Genomic DNA, 21,505 nt, shown 5'->3' with positions numbered 1-21,505 from the left:
CAACGTATGACCGGGCCGCTGCTCATATCAAGGACGCATGAGTCGCAGCCGGATCGACGGCTACCGTCCCGGCCCTGCCGCGGCGAGGGTGGAGGCATGCTCGCAACCGCTCGGCCGTCGACCGCGTCGCCGACGCCGGCACCTGCCCGGCTGCCCGGCCTGCTCCTCGCCGGTGCGGCTGGTGGGACGGCGCTGGCGGTGCAGTCCGCGGTGCCGGCGCTCGGTGCCACGCTGGTCGCCGTCGCGCTCGGCCTCGTCGCCGCCACGTCGGGCCGGCTCCCGGAGGCGGCGCGGCCGGGGCTGGCCACCGCCTCGCGCGACGTGCTCCGCGTGGGCGTCGCGCTGCTCGGCCTCCAGCTGGTGCTCGACGACGTGGTGGCGCTCGGCTGGCCCCTGGTCGCGGTCGTCGTCGGCGTCGTGGGGCTCGGCATCACCGGCACGCTCGCGATCGGCCGGCTCCTCGGCGTACCTCCCGAGCAGGCCCTCCTCGTCGCCTGCGGCTTCTCCATCTGCGGCGCCGCCGCGGTCGCGGCGCTCGACGGCGTGCGTCGCAGCCGCGCGGAGGACGTCGCCCGCGTGGTGGCTCTCGTCGTCGTCTGCGGCAGCGCGGCGATGCTCGCAGTCCCGCTGGTCGGCGCGGCGCTCGGGCTGCCCGCCACCTCGACCGCGGCCTGGGCCGGTGCCTCGGTCCACGAGGTCGGCCAGGTCGTCGTCGCCGGCGGGCTGCTCGGCGGGGCCGCGCTCGAGGTCGCGGTCGCGGTCAAGCTCGGTCGCGTGCTCCTGCTCGCGCCGGTGCTGGCCGTCCTCTCGGTGCGCGCCCCCGCCACCCCGGGCGTACGCCGCCCGCCGCTCGTGCCCGGGTTCGTCGTCGTCTTCGTGGGGCTCGTGGTGGTGCGGGCGACCGTGCCGCTGCCCGAGGGGCTGCTCGCCGCTGCCGGGGCGGTCCAGGCCGCGGCGCTGGCCGCCGCGATGTTCGCGCTCGGCTGCTCGCTCGACCCCGGCGCGCTCCGGCGGACCGGCCGGCCGCTGGTGCTGCTCGCGCTCGCCGCCACCGGCCTCGTCGCGCTGCTCGGGCTGCCGGCGGCGTACGTCGTCGCCGGCTGAGCGGCTCGCCCTGGCCGGTGGGTTGAGGAGGCGCGCCAGCGCCGTCTCGAAACCGAGCGTCGACGAGACCTGGTGACGTGGTTGCGGCCCTGCGTCCGTCGCCGGGTCTCGTCACCGGTCGGCCCTGGGCGGCCTCCTTGCTCGACCAGCGGTGGCGGCGGGTTTCGAGACAGGCGCCAGAGCGCCTTCCTCAACCAGCCGACGGGGTGAGCAGGTGCCGGATCCTGTCGGAGCCCAGGGCGAGGAACAGCGTGGGCAGGCGGGGGCCGCGCTCGGCGCCGACCAGGAGCTCGTAGAGCAGCCGGAAGAACGCCTTCTGGTCGGCCTTGACCTCGTCCGTCGGAGCGTCGGCGAGGGCGAGCCCGCGGGCGAGCTTGGGGACGCCGTAGACCAGGGCGGTGGTGTCGTCGACGTCGAGCTCGGCGGGCAGCCGGTCGAGCAGCTCGGTGAGCCAGCGCTGCTCGTCAGGGGAGAGGGCGGCGAGCCGCTCGGTGTCGGGCTCGTCGCGGACGGTGGTGCGGTCCTCAGCGGGCACGAACTCCGCGGTCCAGGTCATCGCCCGGTCCAGCCGGGGCTGCAGGTCGGCGACGGAGTCGTGGGCGTGGCCGCCGCGGGCGACGATGCCGCTGATCAGCTCGGCGCTGCCGGCGGTGACGTCGGCGACCGAGGACAGCAGGCGGAACGGCACGACCACGCGCGGGGTCGGCAGCGTGCCGGCCGCGGCGGTGGCCGACGCGCGCTCGAAGGCGAGCACCTGTGCGTCGCGCTTGGCGGGGTCGGCGGCCTTGCGGCCCAGGGAGTCCCACTCGTCGTACAGCCGCACGACCTCGGCGCCGAAGTCGATGTTGAAGGCCTGCTTGGGCTGGCGCCGGGCGTAGAGCCAGCGCAGGATCGGCGCCTCGAGCACCTTCAGCGCGTCGGCCGCGGTGGGGACGCCGCCGGCGGAGGACGACATCTTCTGCATGCCGGCGAACCCCACGAACGCGTAGGCGACGTAGGAGGGGGCGCGGAAGTCGAAGACGCGCTTCACCAGCTCCTTGCCGACGGTGTAGGACGACCCGGGCGTGGAGTGGTCCAGGCCCCCGGGCTCGAAGTCGACGCCCTCGACGGCCCAGCGCATCGGCCAGTCGACCTTCCAGACCAGCTTGCCCTCGTGCTGGGTCGCGACGTTGGTGACGCCGGTGAAGCCGCAGGAGGAGCAGGTGTAGGACAGGTCGGTCGTCTCGTCGTCGTAGGCGGTCACGTCGACGGTGTCGCGGCCGCACTCGCGGCAGTAGGGCTTGTAGGGGAAGCGCGCCAGCGAGCCGCCGGCGGTGGTCTCGTCCTCGTCGGCGACGGATTCGGCGAGCGCCTCGGCCTCCTGGTCGTTCTCCGCGACCGGTGCGGCCTTCTTGGTGCGGTGCTTGGCCAGCACCTCCTCGATGGTGTCGCGGTGCCGGATCGCGTGCAGGACCTGCTCGGTGTAGGCGCCGGCCCGGTAGCGCTCGGTCTGCGACACCTCCTCCATCTCCACGCCCATCTCGGCCAGCGCCGCCCGGAGGGGGGCCTTGAAGTGCTCGGCCCACGACTCGTGGCACTCCCACGGGTCGGGGACGGCCGAGAGCGGGCGGCCGATGTGCTCGGCCCAGGAGGCGGGGACCCCGGCGGGGACCTTGCGGAACCGGTCGAAGTCGTCCCAGCTGTGCAGGTGCCGCACGGGGATGCCGCGGCGCCGGATCTCCTCGGCGACGAGGTGCGGGGTGAGGAACTCGCGCAGGTTGCCCAGGTGGATCGGCCCCGACGGGCTCGCGCCGGACGCGCAGGTGATCAGGCGGTCCCCGGTGGTCCCGCGGTCCGCGGCGTCCTGGTCGTCCTGGCCGTCGACCGGGACGCCCGCGTGCCGGATCGCGTCGTCGGCGGCGCGGGTGACCCAGTCGACGGGCTCGCCGGAGCCCTTCTCGGACCGGTTGCCTCGCGCCACTGCTCGCTCCTCGCACGTCGGGTGGGCCGCCGCGCGGCCCGTGATGTGGACGAGGGGCAACGCTACCGCCGGGGGAGGAGGGCGCCGGAACCGTCCCCTGCGGCGGTCCCGACACCCTCCGGCACGTCGACCGGCCTCCACGTCCCCCGACGCGGGCCCGGTCGGCCGCCGCCTCCCCCGAGTCCGGCGGCCGTCCTGTCGTCGACGTACGCCTCCAGCATGCCTGGCCGTTCCAGGCCACCCCGCCCTTCCCGGACGTTGGCCGGAAGGTGCCACCATGGGGACGTGCCTGCGCCCCGTGACCCCGCCACCCTCCTGGAGGCCTTCGGCCTCGGTGACGACGACGACCACTTCTACGAGCGGATCCGCGCGCAGAGCGGTCGCGAGGTGGTCTCGGTGGCCGCGGCGCTCGGTCGCACGCCGCAGGAGCTGGAGCGCGACCTGGCGGCGTTCCTCGCCCACGGCATCGTGCGGGTCGAGGACGACCGGGTGTACGTCGACAGCCCGGCCGAGGCGATCGTGCGGGTGCTCAGCGAGACGGCGGCGACGGCCGCCCGGGCCCACGCCCGGCTCTCCGACCTCGCCGCCGCCGTGCCGCTGCTCGCCGGCCGGGCCGTGCGGCAGGGCGACGGCGACGCCCGCGTCCGGCCCATCGACGGCGAGATCAGCACCGGCGGCCGCGGTCACGCCGTCGACCTCACCAGCGTGCTGGTGCGGCAGAGCCCCGGGGAGGTCCGGTCGCTGCGGCCCGACCAGTTCCTCGAGGAGAGCCGCGAGGCCGCGATGACCGAGCTGCTGCGCGAGGTGGTCGCCCAGGGCCGGCGGGCGCGGGCGATCTACCCGGTCCGGGCGCTGACCGAGGCCCGCGAGGCGCTCGCCCGCCGGGCCGCGGCCGGCGAGGAGGTGCGGGTGCTGCCCGCCGTGCCCACCCGGCTCTGCGTCATCGGCACCAGCTACGCCCTCCTGCCCGAGCCGCTCGGCTTCGTCGACGAGCCGCTGACGCTGCTGCGCCAGCGCGGCCTGGTGGAGGTGACGGCCCAGTGGTTCGACGAGCTGTGGGACCGCGCCTCCCCGGTGCCCGAGATCGAGAGCAGCGACGGCCGCCCCGACCTGCGGCGCTTCCTGCTCCAGCAGCTGGCCGAGGGCGCGCAGGACGAGCAGATCGCCCGCCGGCTCGGCGTCAGCCTGCGGACGGTGCGCCGTCGGGTGGCCGACCTGCTCGGCGAGCTCGGCGCCGACACCCGGTTCCAGGCCGGAGCCGAGGCCGTGCGGCGGGGCTGGCTGTAGCCCTCAACCCCCCCCTGCCCGGCAGCCCGCCGGCGGCGTCAGCGGTCAGGGTGGACGGTCAGGGCAGGACCATGGAGTACGCCGCCGGCTCGAGGCGCCACGTGCGCCGCCGCTCCGGGCCGTAGACCTCGCCGTCGGCCGAGCAGTAGAACTGCTCGCCGTCGACGGTGACCTGCTTGGCGCGCAGGTAGAGCACGTCGTCGCGCTCGTGGTGGGTGGCGCGCAGCAGCGACGCGAGGTACCCGACTCGCTGCAGCGGCCCGACGGACCGCGCGACCATCACGTCCATCAGCCCGTCGCGGGGGTCGGCGTCGGGGGTCAGCTCGGTCCCGCCGCCGACGTTGGACCCGTTGCCGACCGCGACCATGAGCACCGGCTGGTCGTAGTCGATGACGACCTCCCCGTCGACCTCGACACGGAGCCGGACGTAGGGCGGCTTGACCGCGGCGAGCAGCGCGCCGATGGGGTAGCCGAGCCGCCCGAGGTTCACCCCGCCCACCCCGACCTTGTGCAGCCGGTCCTTCCAGCGGTCCGCGCGCCGGCTGGCCTGGGCGCCGGCGCCCGCGTGCACGCTGTTGACGACGATCTCGCCGACCTCGTCGAGGATCAGGTCCATCCGGCGGGGCTGCCCGTGCAGCACGACCTTGGCGGCCTCGACCACGTCGAGGGGGATGCCGTTGCCGCGCGCGAAGTCGTTGCCCGTGCCGAGCGGCAGCAGGCCGAGCACCGCGTCCTCGAGCTCGCGGCGGCGGTGCAGCGCCGCCACGACCGCGTGCATGCTGCCGTCGCCGCCGGCCACCACGATGCGCCGGGAGCCGGCCCGGTGCAGGACGCCGTCGAGCTCGCCCGGGTCCGACGTCGCGCACACCTCGACCGACGTGCGCTCGCGCAGGACGGCCAGCGCGCTCTCGAGCTGCTGCTCGTCGGCGGTGCCGGCGTCGCTGTTGGTGATCACGAGGAGGGGGTCCATCGCGGCGACACTAGCGCCCGCCCTGTCCCTCGTCCTTGCTAACGTGGGGTCGCAAGAGCCCCGGACAGCCCTTGCTGCACCCGGGGCTTCGTCGTGACGTGATCCATCACGTGTGAGGAGTCACCATGCCCGCGATCGTCGTGCTCGGAGCCCAGTGGGGCGACGAGGGCAAGGGCAAGGCCACCGACCAGCTGGCGACCACCGACCCGATCGACTACGTGGTGCGGACCAGCGGCGGTCACAACGCCGGCCACACCATCGTGATCGACGGCGAGAAGTACGCCACCCACCTGCTGCCGAGCGGCATCCTGACCCCCGGCGCCACCTCGGTGATCGCCAACGGCGTGGTCGTCTCGCCCGAGGCGCTCTTCCGCGAGCTCGACGGCCTGCTCGAGCGCGGGGTGGAGATCGGCGGGCTCGTGGTGAGCGCCAACGCGCACGTCATCGCGTCGTACCACTCCACGATCGACAAGGTCACCGAGCGCTTCCTCGGCAAGAACCAGATCGGCACGACCGGCCGCGGCATCGGGCCGGCGTACTCCGACAAGGTCAACCGCTACGGCGTGCGCATCGCGGACCTCTTCGACGAGAAGATCCTGCGCCAGAAGGTCGAGGCGGCGCTCGACGTCCGCAACCACCTGCTCACCAAGATCTACAACCGCCGGGCCATCGAGGTCGACGCGGTCGTCGAGGAGCTCACGGCGTACGTCGAGCGGTTGCGGCCGATGGTCGCCGACACCTCGCTGCTGCTCAACCAGGCGCTCGACCGCGGTGAGACCGTGCTCTTCGAGGGTGCCCAGGCCACGATGCTCGACGTCGACCACGGCACCTATCCGTTCGTGACGTCCTCCAACCCGGTCGCCGGTGGCGTCTGCGTCGGCGCCGGCGTCGGGCCCACCCGCATCGACCGGGTGATCGGCGTCATCAAGGCCTACACGACCCGCGTGGGCGCCGGGCCGTTCCCGACCGAGCTCTTCGATGAGGACGGCCAGCAGCTGCAGCAGCTCGGCGGCGAGATCGGCGTCTCGACCGGCCGCACCCGCCGCTGCGGCTGGTACGACTCCGTCGTCGCCCGCTACGCCTCGCGCGTCAACGGCCTCACCGACCTGTTCCTCACCAAGCTCGACATCCTCGGCGCCTGGGACCGCATCCCGGTCTGCGTGGCCTACGAGGTCGACGGCGTGCGGCACGACGAGATGCCGATGACGCAGACCGAGTTCCACCACGCGACGCCGGTCTACGAGTACTTCGACGGCTGGGGCACCGACATCTCCGGCTGCCGCACCTTCGAGGACCTCCCGGTCAACGCCCAGCGCTACGTGCAGGCGCTCGAGGAGCTCTCCGGCACCCGCATCTGGGGCGTCGGCGTCGGCCCGGGCCGCGAGCAGACGGTGGTCGTCCACCCGTGAGCGACCCGTCGACGGCACCCGCGAGCGTGCTGGTCGTCGGCACCGGCGGCCGGGAGCACGCGCTCGCCCTCGCGCTGTCCCGCGACCCCGGCGTCACCGAGGTCCACGCGGCCCCGGGCAACCCCGGCATCGGCTCCGTCGCGACCCTGCACGACGTCGACCCCGGCGACCCCGCCGCCGTCACCGCCCTGGCCACCCGGCTCGGCGTGGACCTGGTCGTGGTCGGCCCCGAGGCGCCGCTCGTCGCCGGCGTCGCCGACGCCGTGGTCGAGGCGGGCATCCCCTGCTTCGGCCCCTCGCGCGCCGCGGCTCGGCTCGAGGGCTCCAAGGCGTTCGCCAAGGAGGTCATGGCCGCTGCCGGCGTCCCGACCGCGCGGTCGTGGGTCTGCTCGACCCCCGACGAGGTCGCGGCCGCCCTCGACGCTTCCGGCGCGCCCTACGTCGTCAAGGACGACGCGCTCGCCGCCGGCAAGGGCGTCGTGGTCACCACCGACCGGGACGAGGCGCTGGCCCACGCGGCCACCTGCGACCGCGTCGTGGTCGAGGAGTTCCTCGACGGGCCGGAGGTCTCGCTCTTCGCGGTCTGCGACGGCACCACCACCCGGCCGCTCCAGCCCGCTCAGGACTTCAAGCGCATCCACGACGGCGGCCGCGGCCCCAACACCGGCGGGATGGGCTCCTACTCGCCGCTGCCGTGGGCCCCGACCGACCTCGCCGACGTCGTCGTCGCCACCGTCGTCCAGCCCACGCTCGACGAGATGGTGCGTCGCGGAGCCCCCTTCCGCGGCTGCCTGTACGTCGGTCTGGCGCTCACCGCAGCCGGTCCCCGGGTCATCGAGTTCAACGTCCGCTTCGGGGACCCCGACGTGCAGCCGGTGCTCGCGCTGCTCGACTCCCCGCTGGGCGAGCTGCTGCTGGCCGCCGCCGAGGGGCGCCTCGCCGACGTCGCCCCGCCCCGCTTCCGCGAGGGCGCGGCCGTCAGCGTCGTGCTCGCCTCCGCCGGCTACCCCGAGTCGTCCTCGACGGGTGACGTCATCACCGGCACCTCCGCCGCGGACGCCCTGCCCGGGGTCGACGTCATCCACGCCGGCACCGCGCTCACCGGGGACGCGCTCGTGACCGCCGGCGGCCGGGTCCTGGCGGTCCGCGCGACCGGGGCCGACGTCGCGGCGGCCCGCGCCGCGGCGTACGTCGCCGCCGACCACGTCGCCTTCCCCGGCATGCAGCGCCGCTCCGACATCGCCGCCGAGCCGCTCGGCGTCGTCGAGGGTGCCTCCGTCCTGGACGGCTGACGGGCGCGCCAGGGTCCAGCGGCAGCCGTGAGGTTCATCGGCTGGCCGACGAAGCTGTCGGTGGGCCGATGAAGCTTCAGCGTCCCACCGACAGTTCCAGCGGCTGGCCGATGAATCTGCCGGCCGCCCGGGCCGTGGGAGGATCCGCGGCGTGACCGTCCCGAACGTCCTGGCCACGCGGTACGCCGCTCCCGACCTCGCCGGCACCTGGTCGCCGGCGCACAAGGTGGTCCTCGAGCGGCAGCTGTGGGTCGCCGTCCTCAAGGCCCAGCGCGACCTGGGGATCGAGGTGCCCGACGGCGTGGTCGAGGCCTACGAGGCGGTCGTCGCGCAGGGTGAGGCGGCCGTGGACCTCGCCTCGATCGCGGCCCGCGAGCGGGTGACGCGCCACGACGTGAAGGCGCGGATCGAGGAGTTCTGCGCGCTCGCCGGCCACGAGCACATCCACAAGGGGATGACCTCGCGCGACCTGACCGAGAACGTCGAGCAGCTCCAGGTCCGCCAGTCCCTGCAGATCGTCCGGGACCGGGCCGTCGCGACGCTGGCCCGGCTCGGGCGCCTCGCGGCGGAGCACGAGCTGACGGTCATGGCCGGCCGCAGCCACAACGTGGCCGCGCAGGCGACGACGCTCGGCAAGCGGTTCGCGACCGTCGCCGACGAGATGCTGGTGGCGCTCGAGCGGGTCGAGGACCTGCTGGGCCGCTACCCGCTGCGCGGCATCAAGGGCCCGATGGGCACCGCGCAGGACATGCTCGACCTGCTCGACGGCGACGAGGTGCGGCTGGCCGAGCTCGAGCAGCGGGTCGCCGCGCACCTCGGCTTCGACCGGGTGCTCACCAGCGTCGGCCAGGTCTACCCGCGCTCGCTCGACTTCGACGTCGTCTCCGCGCTCGTCCAGCTCGTCGCGGGCCCTTCCAACCTCGCCACCACGATCCGGCTGATGGCCGGCAACGAGCTGGTCACCGAGGGGTTCAAGGAGGGCCAGGTCGGCTCCTCGGCGATGCCGCACAAGATGAACAGCCGCTCCTGCGAGCGGGTCAACGGCCTGGCCGTCGTCACCCGCGGCTACCTCTCGATGATCGGCGAGCTCGCCGGCGACCAGTGGAACGAGGGCGACGTCTCCGACTCCGTCGTCCGCCGGGTCGCGCTGCCCGACGCGTTCTTCGCCGTCGACGGTCTCTTCCAGACGTTCCTGACCGTGCTCGACGAGTTCGGCGCGTTCCCGGCGGTCGTCCAGCGCGAGCTCGACCGCTACCTGCCCTTCCTCGCCACCACCAAGGTCCTGATGGCCGCGGTCCGCAACGGCGTGGGCCGCGAGGCCGCCCACGAGGCGATCAAGGAGGCGGCGGTCGGCACCGCGCTGGACATGCGCCGGGGCCAGGCGGAGAACGACGTCTTCGCCCGCCTCGCCGCCGACGAGCGCCTCGGCCTCTCCGCCGAGCAGCTCGGCTCGCTCGTCGCCGAGCCGATCACCTTCACCGGCGCCGCGGTCGCGCAGGTCCAGGAGGTCGTACGCCGCGTGGCGGCCGTGACCGAGCGGCACCCCGACGCCGCGGCGTACGCGCCCGGCGCGATCCTCTAGCGGCTCCCACCCGCACGCGCGAGGGCCCGGACACCAGACGGTGCCCGGGCCCTCGTCGTACCTGCCCTCGTCGTGTCTACCTGGCCGGTCCTGCCGGCCGGCTCAACCCTCGATCGCGGCCGGCTGGGCCTCGGGCGAGGCGGAGCCGATCTCGATCTTGCGCGGCTTGGCCTTCTCGGCGACCGGGACGACCAGCCGCAGCACGCCGGCGTCGTAGGACGCCTCGATGCGGTCCAGGTCGAGGTTGTCGCCGAGGACGAGCTGGCGGCTGAAGGAGCCGCGGGTCCGCTCGGTGGCCAGCATCTGCCAGTCGCCGTTGTTGGGCGTGCGCTCGGCGCGGACGGTGAGCACGTTCCGCTCGACGTCGAGGTCGATGCTCTCGCGGGCGACGCCGGGCAGGTCGAACTCGATGACGAACCGGTCGCCCTCACGCCAGGCGTCCATCGGCATGACGGCCGGGCGGTTGGTGGTCCCCAGCAGCTGCTGGGTCAGGCGGTCGAAGTCGCGGAACGGATCGGTGGTGCGCAGCAACATGGGTGCTCCTCCTCGGTCGTGTCGTGCGGTCCGACGGTCTGCGTGAGCCCGTCGTACCTGTATCAACGGTTACAGGTTTCTTGTATTCCATCTTTCCGCCAGAATCAAGCTTGTGAGCCCCGACCGCGAGCACGAGCGAGGCGTCTTCGCCATCTCGGTGGCGGCGGAGATGGTCTCGATGCAGATCCAGAACCTCCGCGTCTACGAGCGCCGCGGCCTGCTCGACCCCAGCCGCACCGCGGGCGGGACGCGCCTCTACAGCCGCGCCGACATCGACCGGCTGCACCGCATCCGCGACCTGCTCGCCGAGGGGCTCAACCTCGCCGGCATCGGGCGGGTGCTCGCGCTGGAGGAGGAGGTACGCCGGCTGCGCGCGGCCAACGCCCGGCTGCGGGCCCGCGGCGGCGGGGCGGAACAAGCCGGCCCGCGGCAGGGTTGAGCCGACCGTGACGACCGGACTGTGGGTGCTCATCGCTGCCGTCGTGCTCGCCCTGGGCGTGGGTGCCTGGCGGGCGGTGGCCGACGGGCGGTTCTCGAGGAGGGGACGCGTGCCCGGGCAGACGGCGGCCGAGGCGCCGGGCAGTGCGACGCCTTCGACCTGGAGTGACGTCGCGGCCGCGGTGCCCGACGTGGCGCCGGGGGAGCGGGCGACCCTGCTGCAGTTCTCCACCGCCTTCTGCGCGCCGTGCCGCGCGACCCGCCGCACCCTGGCCGAGGTGGCCGAGCTGGTGCCGGGCGTGGTCCATGTCGAGGTCGACGCCGAGCACCACCTCGAGCTGGTCCGCCGGCTCGGCGTGCTGCGGACGCCCACGACGCTGGTGCTCGACGCCGAGGGGCGCGAGGTCACCCGGGCTGCCGGCGCCCCGCGCAAGGAGCAGGTGCTCGGCGCGCTCGGCGAGGTCGTCTGACGGGCATAACCCCGCGGCTCAGTCGTCGGCGGGCTCGATCGGCCGTCCCCACGTGACGGCGTCCAGCACCTCCGGCGGCGTGGACCCGCGCAGGCCGGCGTCCGGCCGGGCCCCCAGGGCGCCGTTGACGGTCGAGAAGGCGAGTCGCGCGGCGACGTACACCGTCGCGGCCACCACCTGGGCGTCGTCCAGCCCGGCGGCGCGGAGCCGGTCGACGTCGCGGCCGGTCGTGCCGCCCGGGTCGCGGACGACCGCGCGCGCCCACGCCGCGAGCGCCCGGTCGCGCTCCTCGAGGCCCTCGTCGCTGCCCGAGAGCACCGCGACCGGCACGGCGGGGTCACCGGCCTCCTCGGCCAGCCGCCCGCCCCAGGCGATCGAGCAGTAGGAGTCGCCCATCGTGCTGGCCAGCGCCGTCACGAGCACCCCGCGGTCGCGCATCGTCAGCCCGGCCGCGTCCGCGGCCGTGGTCACCAGGGCGACGTACGCCCGGTGGACGTCGGGCTGGTGGGCCCACACGCGGGTGAGGTTCATGACGAAGCCGTACGCCGAGCGGTCGGCGTCGAGCATGGCGGCTGTGGACGGGTGCGGGTCGGGGTCGCGGAGGAACGTCTCGGAGGCCATGACCCATGACACCTCATTCGTGGCGCTGCGACCAGACCGCTGCGGCGAGAGCCGCGCACAGCACCACCAGCGACGCGACGAGGGCTGCCCGCAGCGCGCCCTGGGCGCTGAACGGGCCCATCGCCACGCCGTACGTCGTCATCAGCAGTGCCGCGCCGAGCGACGACCCGATCCGTTGGCCGGTCTGCAGGGCCGCGCCCGCGGCGCCGCCCATCCGGGGCGGCACCTCGGCGAGGGTGAGCGTGAAGTTCGGCGAGATGACCCCGCCGCCGCCGACGCCGGCGAGGAACAGGCACGGCACGAGCGCCATCCAGATGTCGCCGTCGCCGTAGGTCGGGGCCAGCCAGGCCGTCAGGGCGGTGCCGGTCATCATCACCACGAGCGCGACCACGGTGAGCGAGCGGCCGTACCGCGACACCAGGCGCCCCGAGATCGGGGCGGTGATCGCGGCGCCCACCGCGAACGGGGTCACCAGCAGGCCCGCCTGCAGCGGGGTGAGGTCGAGCGCGCCCTGGAGGTGGACCGACAGCACGAGGAAGACACCGGTGAACCCGGTGAAGTAGAGCGCGCCGATCGCCATGCCGGTGCTGTAGCCGGGCAGGCTCCGCAGCAGCGAGACGTCGAGCAGGGGCGGGCGGCCCTGGCGGCGCAGCCGGGCCTCCCAGCGGACGAACGCCCAGCCGAGGACGGGCGCCCCGGCGAGCAGCACGAGGGGCAGCAGCGCGCCGCTCTCCAGGCTCACGAGCGGGAAGAGCACGCACAGCACCGCGCCGCCGAGCAGCAGCGCGCCCGGCACGTCGATACAGGTGCCGGTGTCCTCGTCCCTGCGGTCGGGGCCCGGGACGATCACCGCGATCGCGACCAGGGCGGCCAGCCCGATGGGGACGTTGACGAGGAACAGCCACCGCCAGCCCTCCTCCTCCCCGGCCAGCGCGATGATCGCGCCGCCCAGGACCGGCCCGAGGGCCGAGGAGAGCGAGACGGTGAACCCGAAGGCGCCGAACGCCCGGCCGCGCTCGGGTCCGCGGAACAGCTGCTGGATGAGGCCGGAGTTCTGCGGGGTCAGCAGGCCGGCGGTCGCGCCCTGCGCGAGGCGGGCGGCGACGACGGTCTCGATGTTGGGGGCGAAGCCGACCGCGGCGCTGGAGAGGATGAAGCCGGTCAGCCCGATCAGCATCAGCCGTCGGCGCCCGTAGGCGTCACCGAGCCGCCCGCCGGCGACGAGGGTCAGGCCGAAGGCCAGGGCGTAGCCGGACACGACCCACTGGATCGTGCCGGCCGAGGTGTCGAGGCCCTCCTGCATCGAGGGGACCGCGACGTTGACGATCGTGACGTCGAGCAGCGACATGAAGCCGACGACGAGCGTGACGCCGAGGATCTTCCAGCGGCGCGGGTCGGGGGTGTGCTCCTCCCGCGGACGCTCCTCCTCGGCCGCCGCCCGGGCGCCGGCTCCCTCGTCGCTCACCGGCACCCGTTGCCCCGACGGGGGCGGGCCCAGACAGCAGGGCGGGGCGCGGTTTGGTACGACGCGGGCCGGGCGTCGACCATGCCGCCATGAGCCAGCCCGTCACCGTCTCGATCACCCGCACGCTCGACCCCGGGCACGACGCGGAGATGCTCAGCTGGCTGCAGGCCGGCACGACGCTGGCCCAGCAGTTCCCGGGCTTCCTCGGCGCGGGCTGGGTCCGGCCGGAGGCGGGGTCGGCGACCTGGCACATGCTCTACCGGTTCGCCGACGGTGACGCGCTCCAGGCGTGGGAGCACTCCCCGCAGCGGCAGTGGTGGCGCTCCTCGGCCGCCGGTCTCGGGGTCGTGGAGTCGCGGGTCGAGCGACGGACCGGGATCGAGGGCTGGTTCGACGACCCGGCCGCCCAGGACGTCGAGGACCTCCGCGCGGTGCCGGCCGCCCCGCCCCGGTGGAAGCAGGCCTCGGTGATCTTCCTGGTCTTCTACCCGCTCAGCGTCCTGGTCAACTGGCTCGCCACCCCGGTCCTCGGCGACGTCTGGCTCCCGCTGCGCGTGCTCGTCGTGGTCCTCGTGATGACCCCGGCGATGACCTACGCCGCCCTGCCCTGGATGACCCGCCGGATGGAGTGGTGGCTCCACGGCCGCCCCGCCCCCTGGCGCCGCTCCACCACCTCCGCTGGTTGAGCAGGGAGGCGCCCCAGCGCCGACCGTGTCGAAACCCGGCGAGAGGCGCAGGGTGGTGGCGGTGCGGGTCAGGCGCGGGCGGTGCCGCCCCAGTTGGCCAGCTTGGTGGCGACGGTGTGGAGGTCCGCGCGCCAGACGTCCTCGGGGCCGGGCGGGAGGATGTCGTCCCACTCGACGGCGTAGGACCCGAGCACGCTGGTGAGCCCGGCGGTGCGGGCGTGGAACCACAGGTGGAAGTGGGAGCCGCCGTCGCCCCAGCGGTTGACGTGGACGCGGCCGATGTTGTCGAGGCTGCCGACGACCCGCACGAGGCGGTTGGTGATCCGGCCGAGCTCGGAGGCGTGGTCGTCGTCGAGGTCGCCGGCGTCGAGGTGCTCGCGGGTGTGCAGCACGAGCACGAGCGGGAGCCCGGAGGGGGCGCCGCGGTGGGTGAGCACCCACCGCTCGTCCTCCCAGACGACCCGGTCGGGGTCGAAGCCGGCGCACGAGGAGCACGGCCGGGCGGGGTCCTCGCCCTCCCGGGGCGGCTCGGGGGCGGGCCGGCGCAGCGCACGCGGCGCGACCCGGCCGTCGCGGACCTCCCAGGGGAAGACGTCCCACTCGCCCGAGGGCGGCATGGGCAGCCGCCCGTCGGCGGCGTGCTGGAGGACGCGGGCGTGGACGTCAGCAGCGGACTCAGCCATGGGCCCACTGTGCCACCGCACTAGCCTGACGGGGTGGCCGAGACCGGAGCGATCCCCGCAGCCCCGCCGATCGAGGGGGCCCAGCACCTGCACTCGGGGAAGGTGCGTGACCTCTACGAGCTGACCGAGGGTCCGTACGCCGGCGCGCTGCTCATGGTCGCCAGCGACCGCATCTCGGCGTACGACTTCATCCTCGACGCCACGATCCCCGACAAGGGCGAGATCCTCACCCGGATGTCGCTGTGGTGGTTCGACCGGCTCGAGGACATCGTCCCCCATCACGTGCTCTCCACCGACGTGCCGGCGGCGGTCCGCGGCCGGGCGGTGGTCTGCGAGAAGCTGTCGATGTTCCCGGTCGAGTGCGTGGCCCGCGGCTACCTGACCGGCTCCGGACTCAGCGACTACCGCGCGACCGGCGAGGTCTGCGGCAACCCGCTGCCCGCGGGGCTCGAGGACGGCTCCCGCCTGCCGGAGCCGATCTTCACCCCGGCCACGAAGGCCGACTTCGGCGACCACGACGAGAACGTGGACCTCGACGCCGTCGCCGCGGTCGTCGGCCCCGGCGGCGCGGCACGCCTGCGCGACCTGACGCTCGAGGTCTACGCCCGCGCCGAGTCGATCGCGCGGGAGCAGGGGATCATCCTGGCCGACACCAAGCTGGAGTTCGGCGACCGCGCGGACGGCACGACCGCCCTCGGCGACGAGGTGCTGACGCCGGACTCGTCCCGCTTCTGGCCGCTCGCGGAGTGGCAGCCCGGCCGCACCCAGCCGTCGTACGACAAGCAGGTCGTCCGCAACTGGCTGACCTCGCCGGAGTCCGGCTGGGACCGCGCCTCGGGCGAGGCGCCGCCGCCGCTGCCGCCGGAGGTCGTCGAGCGCACCCGGGCGCGGTACGTCGAGGCGTACGAGCGGCTCACCGGCGAGCGCTGGTGACGGGCGCATGAGCGGCTCGGTCCACTTCCCGGTGCCGCCGGAGGTCGTCTGCGACTACCTCGCGGACCCGGCGAACCGCGCGGAGTGGCAGTCGAGCCTGGCCCGCGTCGAGGACGTCGTCGGTGAGATGGGCGTCGGCCAGACCTGGACCGACGTGACACTGCCGGGCCTGCGGCCGCGGATGCGGACCACCGAGCTGGTCCGGCCGCAGCGCTGGTCGGAGACCGGCACCTGGCGCGGCTTCGAGGCCGACCTCACCCTCGAGCTCGCCCCCGCGCCCGGTGGCGGCTGCGTCGTCGGCGTCGTGATGGACCTGCGCGGTCGAGGCCCGCTCGGCCCGCTGGCCCGCGCGCTCGCGCTGGTCTCGCCCGCCGCGGTCCGCTCCGACCTGCGCCGGGCGGCCCGGCTCCTGGGGGAGCGGCACCGGACGGGCTCGTGACGGCTGGGTAGGTTGGCCTCCCGATCGTCGTGATGGAGGCCACCTGTGTCGTCGTACAACCTCTCGTCCCTGCTCGAGAACAGCGCCCAGCAGTACCCCGACCGCGACGCGGTGGTCCTCGGTGACACCCGCCTGACGTACGCCGCGGTCGACTCGTTCGCCAACATGGTCGCCAACCTGCTGGTCTCCCGCGGGATCGAGCCCGGCGACAAGGTGGCGCTGAGCTGCCCGAACCTGCCGTACTTCTCGGTCGTCTACTACGGCATCCTCAAGGCCGGCGCGACGGTCGTCCCGCTCAACGTGCTGCTCAAGGGCCGCGAGGTGGCCTACCACCTGCGCGACAGCGACGCGAAGGCCTACTTCTGCTTCCAGGGCACCCCCGAGCTGCCGATGGCGCAGGAGGGGTACGCCGGGTTCGGTGAGGTCGAGGGCTGCGAGCACTTCTTCGTGATCACCGCCGACCTCGGCGCGGACAGCCCGATCGAGGGCACCGAGACGATGGCGCAGGCGATGGGCGGCCAGCCCGGTGAGTTCACCTCGGTGGAGACCGACGAGGACGACACCGCGGTCATCCTCTACACCTCCGGCACGACCGGGCAGCCCAAGGGCGCCGAGCTGCGGCACCGCAACATGCGTGACAACGCGCTGCTCGGCGAGCCGCTCTTCGGCGCGGACGCCTCGAAGCCGGACACCTACCTGTGCACGCTGCCGCTCTTCCACTCCTTCGGCCAGACCGTCATCCAGAACGGTGCGTTCGCCTACGGCGGCACGGTCGTGATGCTCCCGCGCTTCGAGGCCGGGCCGGCGCTGCAGCTGATGCTGAAGGAGAAGGTGACGTTCTTCGCGGGCGTCCCGACGATGTACTGGGGCCTGCTCGGCGCGCTCGAGGACGGCGTCGACGTCTCCTCGATCGCCGCCAACCTCCGGGTCGCCGCGGCGGGCGGCTCAGCGCTGCCGGTGGAGGTGCACAAGGACTTCGAGAAGCGCTTCGGCGTGACGATCCTCGAGGGCTACGGCCTCTCGGAGACCTCCCCGGTGGCGTCGTTCTCCCCGCTCGGCCAGCCGCCGCGTGTGGGCTCGATCGGCGTGCCGGTGCCGGGCGTCGAGATGAAGCTGCTCCAGGCCGACTCGTGGGACGAGATCGACGAGCCCGGCCCCGACGCGGTCGGCGAGATCGCGATCAAGGGCCACGTGGTGATGAAGGGCTACTACGCCCGCCCCGAGGCCACCGACGAGGCGATCCAGGACGGATGGTTCCGCTCCGGTGACCTGGCCCGCAAGGACGAGGACGGCTGGTACTACATCGTCGACCGGTCCAAGGACATGATCATCCGCGGCGGCTTCAACGTGTACCCCCGCGAGATCGAGGAGGTCCTGATGACCCACGAGGCCGTCTCGCTGGCCGCGGTCATCGGGGTGCCCCACGAGAGCCACGGCGAGGAGATCAAGGCGTTCGTCATCCTCAACGACGGCGCCACGACCACCCCCGAGGAGCTGGTCGCGTGGTCCAAGCAGCAGTTCGCGGCGTACAAGTACCCGCGCATCGTCGAGGTCGTCGACACGCTGCCGATGACGGCCACCGGCAAGATCCTCAAGCGCGAGCTGTCGTGACCCGAGCCGCCCTGAGCGGGGTCGGGATCGGGACCGGGATCGGGATCGGGATCCGGGAAGGTCGGCGGTGAGGGCGCTGCTGCTGATCGTGGCCGGCTTCCTCATCGTCGCCGGCTGCCTGTGGTGGTTCGGCGGGGGATCGGGCGTGCTCGGCCCGATCCTCGCCGGCCTCGGCGTGGCGCTGGTGATCGTCGTCGTGCAGAACAGCCGGTCCTAGCCCGGCTGCCCGCCACGCGGGCCACCTGTCCGCCACATCCCGGCCACATATCGGGGGAGTCCTGCACATATCGGGGGAGATCTGCCCCGATATGTGCAGGGGTCACCGGTTAACCGGTGACCCCTGCAGCCCGCCGCCCCCTCAGGCGAAAGGGTCCGGCCGGCCACCGGGCAGCTCGGCGAGGAGCTCGCGGGCCTGGGCGGCGACCTTGTGCTCGACGAGCACCTCGTAGCGGGTGGCGACGACCTGGGTGACCGAGGAGAAGTCGCGGCGGCCGCGGGTGGCGGCGTAGCCGGCCAGCGCCCAGACGAGGCCGAACAGCGCACCGAAGAGCACCGTCGAGAGCAGGATCGCCAGCAGCCCCTCGTCGGTGAAGATGCTGAACAGCAGGCCGATGAACAGGCCGAGCCAGGCTCCGGACAGCAGCCCGCCGAGCGCGACCTTGCCGGTGGTGAGCCGGCCGGTGATCCGCTCGATCCGCTTGAGGTCGGTGCCGACGATCATGCACTGCTCGACGGGGAACTTGCGGTCGGCCAGGAAGTCGACCGCCTTCTGGGCGGCCGCGTAGTCGTCGTACACCGCCAGGGACTGCGGGAACTCCAGGCCCAGCGGGGAGCGGCCGGCGCCCGGCCCGCCCATCGGCGTACCAGTGGGAATGCTCATGTCCGGACCGGTGCCCGCCCCGCCTAGACTGGACACATGCCTCGAGTCGTGGTCGACGTCATGCCCAAGCCCGAGATCCTCGACCCCCAGGGCAAGGCGGTCCTCGGAGCGCTGCCCCGCCTCGGCTTCAGCGGGGTGAGCGACGTGCGCCAGGGCAAGCGGTTCGAGCTCGAGGTCGAGGGCGAGGTCACCGACGAGGTGGTCGCCCAGGTCGAGAAGATGGCCGGGACGCTGCTGTCCAACCCCGTCATCGAGAACTACGTCGTGCGGGTGGAGCAGGACGCATGAAGGTCGGCGTCGTCACCTTCCCGGGCTCGCTCGACGACGTCGACGCGCAGCGCGCGGTCCGGCTCGGCGGCCACGAGGCCGTCGCGCTGTGGCACGGCGACCACAACCTGCAGGGCGTGGACGCGGTCGTGCTGCCGGGTGGCTTCTCCTACGGCGACTACCTGCGCTGCGGCGCGATCTCCCGCTTCTCCCCGGTCATGACCGAGGTCGTCGAGGCGGCCGGCCGCGGCATGCCGGTGCTCGGCATCTGCAACGGCTTCCAGATCCTCTGCGAGTCCCACCTGCTGCCCGGCGCGCTGGTGCGCAACCAGCGCCAGAAGTTCCTCTGCCTCGACCAGCGCCTGCGCATCGAGCGCACCGACACCCCCTGGACCGCGGCGTACGCCGAGGGGCAGGAGGTCGTGATCGCGCTGAAGAACGGCGAGGGCTCGTTCGTCGCCGACACCGAGACGCTCGACCGGCTCGAGGGGGAGGGGCAGGTCGTCGCCCGCTACCTCGGCGAGAACCCCAACGGCTCGCTGCGCGACATCGCCGGCGTCTCCAACGAGCGCGGCAACGTCGTCGGCCTGATGCCGCACCCCGAGCACTCCGTCGAGGAGCTCTGCGGCACCGGCACCGACGGCCTCGGCTTCTTCGCCCTGGCCACGCTCGCCGCCGAGGTGTTCGCGTGATCGCGTCCCCGAACCGGCTCTTCCGCATCGTCGCCACCGCCGAGGCCATCACCTGGGCGGGGCTGCTGGCGGGCATGTTCCTCAAGTACGTCACCGACACCACCGAGCTCGGCGTCCAGGTCTTCGGCCCCATCCACGGCGCGGTCTTCATCGCCTACTGCGTGACCACCGTCGTCGTCGCCGTCGACCAGCGCTGGTCCGCCGGCCGCCTCGTCGGGGGCCTGGCCGCCTCGGTGCCGCCGTTCCTCACCCTCTGGTTCGAGCGGTACGCCGGCCGGCACGGTCTGCTCGCGGACTCCTGGCGCCTGCGCTCGGACGCCGCGGCCCGCTCCGGCCTCGAGCGGCCGGTCGGCTGGCTCGTCCGCAACCCCGCCCAGGGGCTCGTCGCCGCCCTGGTCGCCGTCGTCGCGCTCTTCGGCATCGCGATGCTCGCCGGCCCTCCGGTGGGTTGACGCGTCCCCGCCCCGCTGGTTGAGCCGGAGGCGCGCCAGCGCCGACGTGTCGAAACCCCTCCCGCTGGTTGAGCCGGAGGCGCGCCAGCGCCGACGTGTCGAAACCTGGTGAGAGACGCAGGGCCTTGCGCACGGTCACCGGGTTTCGAGACAGGCGCCAGCGCGCCTTCCTCAACCAGCGGGCGCTCAGCGGATGCCGTTGCGCAAGGCCGCCCAGGACTCGGGGTTGACGACGCCGGAGACGGTCAGGTCGACCTTCTTCTGCCAGGTGCGCAGGGCGGTGTCGGTGCGGGCGTCGAAGACACCGGTGACGACGACCTTGGCCTGCGGGCTGGCGGCGTTGAGGGCGCGCTGCACGCGGCGCACGTCGTCGCCGGCCGAGCCGCGCTTGAGCACCGGGGAGCGGCCGGCGGCGTGCAGCGACATCCAGTTGGCCTTGGTCCAGCGGTCGCGCACGGGGAAGCCGTGGGCGGTCTGCCACGCGCGGATGCCGGCGAGGAGCTTGGCGTTGAGCTTGCCGTTGACGGCGCCGGCGTACCGCCCCTTGTCCTTGAGCAGGCACTGCAGCGACTTCACCTGGCGCGGGTCGGAGGGCTTCTGCTTGCCGGTGGCGGGTCGCAGGGCGGCGTAGACGGGCCAGTTGACCCGGACCCCGCCGCACAGCGCGACCTCGCGGGCGGCGACCGAGCCGCGGCCGACGTCGAGGAAGTTGCTGTCGATGTTGATCGTGACGCCGCCCCACGTCTCGTCGTGGCCGCCGCGGTACTGCTTGACGCGGCCGCCGGGGCGCCAGCCGTCGTCGCGGATGTAGGAGGTGGAGGTGTTGGCGACGCCGTCCCAGCGCGCGATCCAGATCGTGTCGGGCAGCGTGTAGGTGCCGGGGCGGTTGACCCGGGCGTCGTCGAGCGCCTTGATGCCGGAGCCGGCGCTGGAGTAGACGCCGGAGACCCAGCCGAGCTCGTGCAGCTTCTCGGTCCACGCGCCGACGAAGGCCAGCGCGGACTCGCGGCAGTGGGTGTTGCTGTTGTCGTAGCCCTCGAGGTCGTAGAAGAGCGTGCTGCCCTGCGCGATGCCGAGCGCGGTGGCCGCGGCGACCGCCTTCTGGGCCTCGGCGAAGCCCTGCTGGCGGGCCTGGAAGTAGCGGCCGTTGCCGCCGGGCTTGGGGTTGATCTTCACGTCGTCGTCGTAGCGCGGGAACCGCGGCTGGCACGACGCCTGCGGGCCGAGGGTGATCGGCAGCAGCCGCCAGCCCTTGGTCAGCTGCTTGGTCACCCAGGCGGGGGTGAGGTTGGGCTGGTTGCGGCAGGCGCGGGAGTCGCCGGAGATGTAGATGCCGACGGCGAGGAACGGCGAGTGCTTGAGCCAGCGGTTCATCTTCCACTGCTCGGGGGTCAGGCACTGGTCGAAGCCGTAGCCGGTGAAGTCCCCGGGCGTCACGGGGTTGGTGCTCTTCTTCGCGAGCGGCGCGGACGCGGCGACGGCGGTCCCGGGCGCGGAGGACGCGGGATCGTCGGCGCCGACGGCCTGCGGGCCGAGCAGGAGGGCTCCGGCGAGCAGGGCGGACAGGACGGCAGGGGTACGGCGGCGCATCGGGTGTCACTCCAGGGCTGGGGGAAGGCGACTCACGATAACCACAGCAGTCACACCCGTCACAGGGCTTCGGCTGAACTACAGGCCTGTAGTTCGGCGCGAGCCCCGGCGGCGCGGACGGGTGGTCGGCGGCCCGGTCG

23 protein-coding genes are annotated in these 21,505 nt (G+C 73.7%); 15 read left to right on the top strand and 8 right to left on the bottom strand.

What is annotated here, in order from left to right; genetic code table 11:
* The first annotated feature begins 96 nt into the window (after positions 1-96).
* Positions 97-1,104 carry a YeiH family protein gene (locus QWY29_RS05355; RefSeq protein ID WP_300959662.1) on the top strand — a complete coding sequence of 336 codons (1,008 nt, stop codon included), beginning with the start codon at positions 97-99 and terminating at the stop codon, positions 1,102-1,104.
* A gap of 190 nt (positions 1,105-1,294) precedes the next feature.
* Here QWY29_RS05355 and lysS read toward each other — a convergent pair whose 3' ends face one another.
* The gene (gene lysS / locus QWY29_RS05350; protein ID WP_300959661.1) at positions 1,295-3,064 is read right to left on the bottom strand and encodes a lysine--tRNA ligase; all 1,770 of its coding nucleotides are present in this window, start codon (positions 3,062-3,064) and stop codon (positions 1,295-1,297) included.
* Between the two features lie 285 nt (positions 3,065-3,349).
* Here lysS and QWY29_RS05345 point away from each other — a divergent pair, with 285 nt between their 5' ends.
* Positions 3,350-4,351 (top strand): helix-turn-helix transcriptional regulator, encoded by a 1,002-nt coding sequence (locus QWY29_RS05345; protein ID WP_300959660.1) that lies wholly within the window; start codon positions 3,350-3,352, stop codon positions 4,349-4,351.
* A gap of 58 nt (positions 4,352-4,409) precedes the next feature.
* Here QWY29_RS05345 and QWY29_RS05340 read toward each other — a convergent pair whose 3' ends face one another.
* Positions 4,410-5,321, bottom strand: a complete 912-nt coding sequence (locus tag QWY29_RS05340; RefSeq protein ID WP_300959659.1) for a diacylglycerol/lipid kinase family protein — start codon at positions 5,319-5,321, stop codon at positions 4,410-4,412.
* A 125-nt stretch (positions 5,322-5,446) separates the two neighbouring features.
* Between QWY29_RS05340 and QWY29_RS05335 the strand changes: the two genes are divergently transcribed.
* The 3 genes from QWY29_RS05335 to purB all read left to right on the top strand — a co-directional run bounded on the left by QWY29_RS05335 (position 5,447) and on the right by purB (position 9,604).
* Entirely contained in the window at positions 5,447-6,730 is a 1,284-nt protein-coding gene (locus tag QWY29_RS05335) for an adenylosuccinate synthase (protein ID WP_300959658.1), read from the top strand.
* A complete protein-coding gene (gene purD / locus QWY29_RS05330; protein ID WP_300959657.1) occupies positions 6,727-8,022 on the top strand; it encodes a phosphoribosylamine--glycine ligase in 1,296 nt (431 codons plus the stop codon). The genes QWY29_RS05335 and purD overlap by 4 nt, the downstream gene beginning before the upstream one ends.
* A gap of 151 nt (positions 8,023-8,173) precedes the next feature.
* Positions 8,174-9,604 (top strand): adenylosuccinate lyase, encoded by a 1,431-nt coding sequence (gene purB, locus QWY29_RS05325; RefSeq protein ID WP_300959656.1) that lies wholly within the window; start codon positions 8,174-8,176, stop codon positions 9,602-9,604.
* A gap of 102 nt (positions 9,605-9,706) precedes the next feature.
* Here the strand turns inward: purB and QWY29_RS05320 are convergent, their stop codons facing one another.
* Positions 9,707-10,138 (bottom strand): Hsp20/alpha crystallin family protein, encoded by a 432-nt coding sequence (locus QWY29_RS05320; protein ID WP_300959655.1) that lies wholly within the window; start codon positions 10,136-10,138, stop codon positions 9,707-9,709.
* Positions 10,139-10,250: 112 nt separating this feature from the next.
* On the opposite strand from QWY29_RS05320, the gene QWY29_RS05315 reads away from it, so the two are divergent.
* Together QWY29_RS05315 and QWY29_RS05310 are read left to right on the top strand one after the other, a co-directional pair.
* Positions 10,251-10,577 carry a MerR family transcriptional regulator gene (locus QWY29_RS05315; RefSeq protein WP_300959654.1) on the top strand — a complete coding sequence of 109 codons (327 nt, stop codon included), beginning with the start codon at positions 10,251-10,253 and terminating at the stop codon, positions 10,575-10,577.
* Positions 10,578-10,584: 7 nt separating this feature from the next.
* Positions 10,585-11,046, top strand: coding sequence for a thioredoxin family protein (locus QWY29_RS05310; protein ID WP_300959653.1), 462 nt, complete (start codon positions 10,585-10,587; stop codon positions 11,044-11,046).
* Positions 11,047-11,064: 18 nt separating this feature from the next.
* On the opposite strand, the gene QWY29_RS05305 is transcribed toward QWY29_RS05310, so the two are convergent.
* Entirely contained in the window at positions 11,065-11,667 is a 603-nt protein-coding gene (locus tag QWY29_RS05305) for a carboxymuconolactone decarboxylase family protein (RefSeq protein ID WP_300959652.1), read from the bottom strand.
* A 13-nt stretch (positions 11,668-11,680) separates the two neighbouring features.
* Positions 11,681-13,132, bottom strand: a complete 1,452-nt coding sequence (locus QWY29_RS05300; RefSeq protein ID WP_300959651.1) for an MFS transporter — start codon at positions 13,130-13,132, stop codon at positions 11,681-11,683.
* Positions 13,133-13,221: 89 nt separating this feature from the next.
* Here QWY29_RS05300 and QWY29_RS05295 point away from each other — a divergent pair, with 89 nt between their 5' ends.
* Positions 13,222-13,818 (top strand): antibiotic biosynthesis monooxygenase, encoded by a 597-nt coding sequence (locus QWY29_RS05295; protein ID WP_300959650.1) that lies wholly within the window; start codon positions 13,222-13,224, stop codon positions 13,816-13,818.
* Positions 13,819-13,886: 68 nt separating this feature from the next.
* Here QWY29_RS05295 and QWY29_RS05290 read toward each other — a convergent pair whose 3' ends face one another.
* Complete coding sequence (locus QWY29_RS05290) at positions 13,887-14,501, bottom strand: hypothetical protein (protein ID WP_300959649.1); 615 nt, start codon at positions 14,499-14,501, stop codon at positions 13,887-13,889.
* A gap of 33 nt (positions 14,502-14,534) precedes the next feature.
* On the opposite strand from QWY29_RS05290, the gene QWY29_RS05285 reads away from it, so the two are divergent.
* The 4 genes from QWY29_RS05285 (at position 14,535) to QWY29_RS05270 (ending at position 17,701) form a co-directional block, all read left to right on the top strand.
* Positions 14,535-15,434 (top strand): phosphoribosylaminoimidazolesuccinocarboxamide synthase, encoded by a 900-nt coding sequence (locus tag QWY29_RS05285; protein WP_300959648.1) that lies wholly within the window; start codon positions 14,535-14,537, stop codon positions 15,432-15,434.
* 7 nt (positions 15,435-15,441) lie between these two features.
* On the top strand, positions 15,442-15,873 hold the full coding sequence (locus QWY29_RS05280; RefSeq protein WP_300959647.1) for an SRPBCC family protein: 432 nt from the start codon (positions 15,442-15,444) through the stop codon (positions 15,871-15,873).
* Positions 15,874-15,918: 45 nt separating this feature from the next.
* Positions 15,919-17,484: a long-chain-fatty-acid--CoA ligase gene (locus QWY29_RS05275; protein WP_300959646.1), complete on the top strand. Its 1,566-nt coding sequence runs from the start codon at positions 15,919-15,921 to the stop codon at positions 17,482-17,484.
* 67 nt (positions 17,485-17,551) lie between these two features.
* Complete coding sequence (locus QWY29_RS05270; protein ID WP_300959645.1) at positions 17,552-17,701, top strand: hypothetical protein; 150 nt, start codon at positions 17,552-17,554, stop codon at positions 17,699-17,701.
* 141 nt (positions 17,702-17,842) lie between these two features.
* Here QWY29_RS05270 and QWY29_RS05265 read toward each other — a convergent pair whose 3' ends face one another.
* Positions 17,843-18,364 (bottom strand): YflT domain-containing protein, encoded by a 522-nt coding sequence (locus QWY29_RS05265; RefSeq protein WP_300959644.1) that lies wholly within the window; start codon positions 18,362-18,364, stop codon positions 17,843-17,845.
* 36 nt (positions 18,365-18,400) lie between these two features.
* Here QWY29_RS05265 and purS point away from each other — a divergent pair, with 36 nt between their 5' ends.
* The 3 genes from purS to QWY29_RS05250 are packed head-to-tail and all read left to right on the top strand — an operon-like array spanning position 18,401 to position 19,775.
* Positions 18,401-18,652 (top strand): phosphoribosylformylglycinamidine synthase subunit PurS, encoded by a 252-nt coding sequence (gene purS, locus QWY29_RS05260; protein ID WP_300959643.1) that lies wholly within the window; start codon positions 18,401-18,403, stop codon positions 18,650-18,652.
* Complete coding sequence (gene purQ / locus QWY29_RS05255) at positions 18,649-19,323, top strand: phosphoribosylformylglycinamidine synthase subunit PurQ (protein ID WP_300959642.1); 675 nt, start codon at positions 18,649-18,651, stop codon at positions 19,321-19,323. The genes purS and purQ overlap by 4 nt, the downstream gene beginning before the upstream one ends.
* Positions 19,320-19,775 carry a DUF3817 domain-containing protein gene (locus QWY29_RS05250; protein WP_300959641.1) on the top strand — a complete coding sequence of 152 codons (456 nt, stop codon included), beginning with the start codon at positions 19,320-19,322 and terminating at the stop codon, positions 19,773-19,775. The genes purQ and QWY29_RS05250 overlap by 4 nt, the downstream gene beginning before the upstream one ends.
* 186 nt (positions 19,776-19,961) lie before the next feature.
* On the opposite strand, the gene QWY29_RS05245 is transcribed toward QWY29_RS05250, so the two are convergent.
* The gene (locus tag QWY29_RS05245) at positions 19,962-21,365 is read right to left on the bottom strand and encodes a glycoside hydrolase domain-containing protein (protein WP_300959640.1); all 1,404 of its coding nucleotides are present in this window, start codon (positions 21,363-21,365) and stop codon (positions 19,962-19,964) included.
* Between the last annotated feature and the right edge of the window lie 140 nt (positions 21,366-21,505).

Origin of the sequence: Nocardioides abyssi (genome assembly GCF_030412915.1) — a bacterium.
In the GTDB taxonomy this organism is placed as follows: Bacteria; Actinomycetota; Actinomycetes; order Propionibacteriales; family Nocardioidaceae; genus Nocardioides; species Nocardioides abyssi.
This window is presented reverse-complemented; position numbering and strand designations above follow the sequence as displayed.

Coding starts and splice junctions, on each gene's coding strand:
- QWY29_RS05355 (WP_300959662.1), top strand. CDS start 97: ATGCTCGCAACCGCTCGGCCGTCGACCGCGTCGCCGACGCCGGCACCT.
- QWY29_RS05340 (WP_300959659.1), bottom strand. CDS start 5,321: ATGGACCCCCTCCTCGTGATCACCAACAGCGACGCCGGCACCGCCGAC.
- QWY29_RS05335 (WP_300959658.1), top strand. CDS start 5,447: ATGCCCGCGATCGTCGTGCTCGGAGCCCAGTGGGGCGACGAGGGCAAG.
- QWY29_RS05320 (WP_300959655.1), bottom strand. CDS start 10,138: ATGTTGCTGCGCACCACCGATCCGTTCCGCGACTTCGACCGCCTGACC.
- QWY29_RS05305 (WP_300959652.1), bottom strand. CDS start 11,667: ATGGCCTCCGAGACGTTCCTCCGCGACCCCGACCCGCACCCGTCCACA.
- QWY29_RS05295 (WP_300959650.1), top strand. CDS start 13,222: ATGAGCCAGCCCGTCACCGTCTCGATCACCCGCACGCTCGACCCCGGG.
- QWY29_RS05290 (WP_300959649.1), bottom strand. CDS start 14,501: ATGGCTGAGTCCGCTGCTGACGTCCACGCCCGCGTCCTCCAGCACGCC.
- QWY29_RS05280 (WP_300959647.1), top strand. CDS start 15,442: ATGAGCGGCTCGGTCCACTTCCCGGTGCCGCCGGAGGTCGTCTGCGAC.
- QWY29_RS05265 (WP_300959644.1), bottom strand. CDS start 18,364: ATGAGCATTCCCACTGGTACGCCGATGGGCGGGCCGGGCGCCGGCCGC.
- purS (WP_300959643.1), top strand. CDS start 18,401: ATGCCTCGAGTCGTGGTCGACGTCATGCCCAAGCCCGAGATCCTCGAC.
- purQ (WP_300959642.1), top strand. CDS start 18,649: ATGAAGGTCGGCGTCGTCACCTTCCCGGGCTCGCTCGACGACGTCGAC.
- QWY29_RS05245 (WP_300959640.1), bottom strand. CDS start 21,365: ATGCGCCGCCGTACCCCTGCCGTCCTGTCCGCCCTGCTCGCCGGAGCC.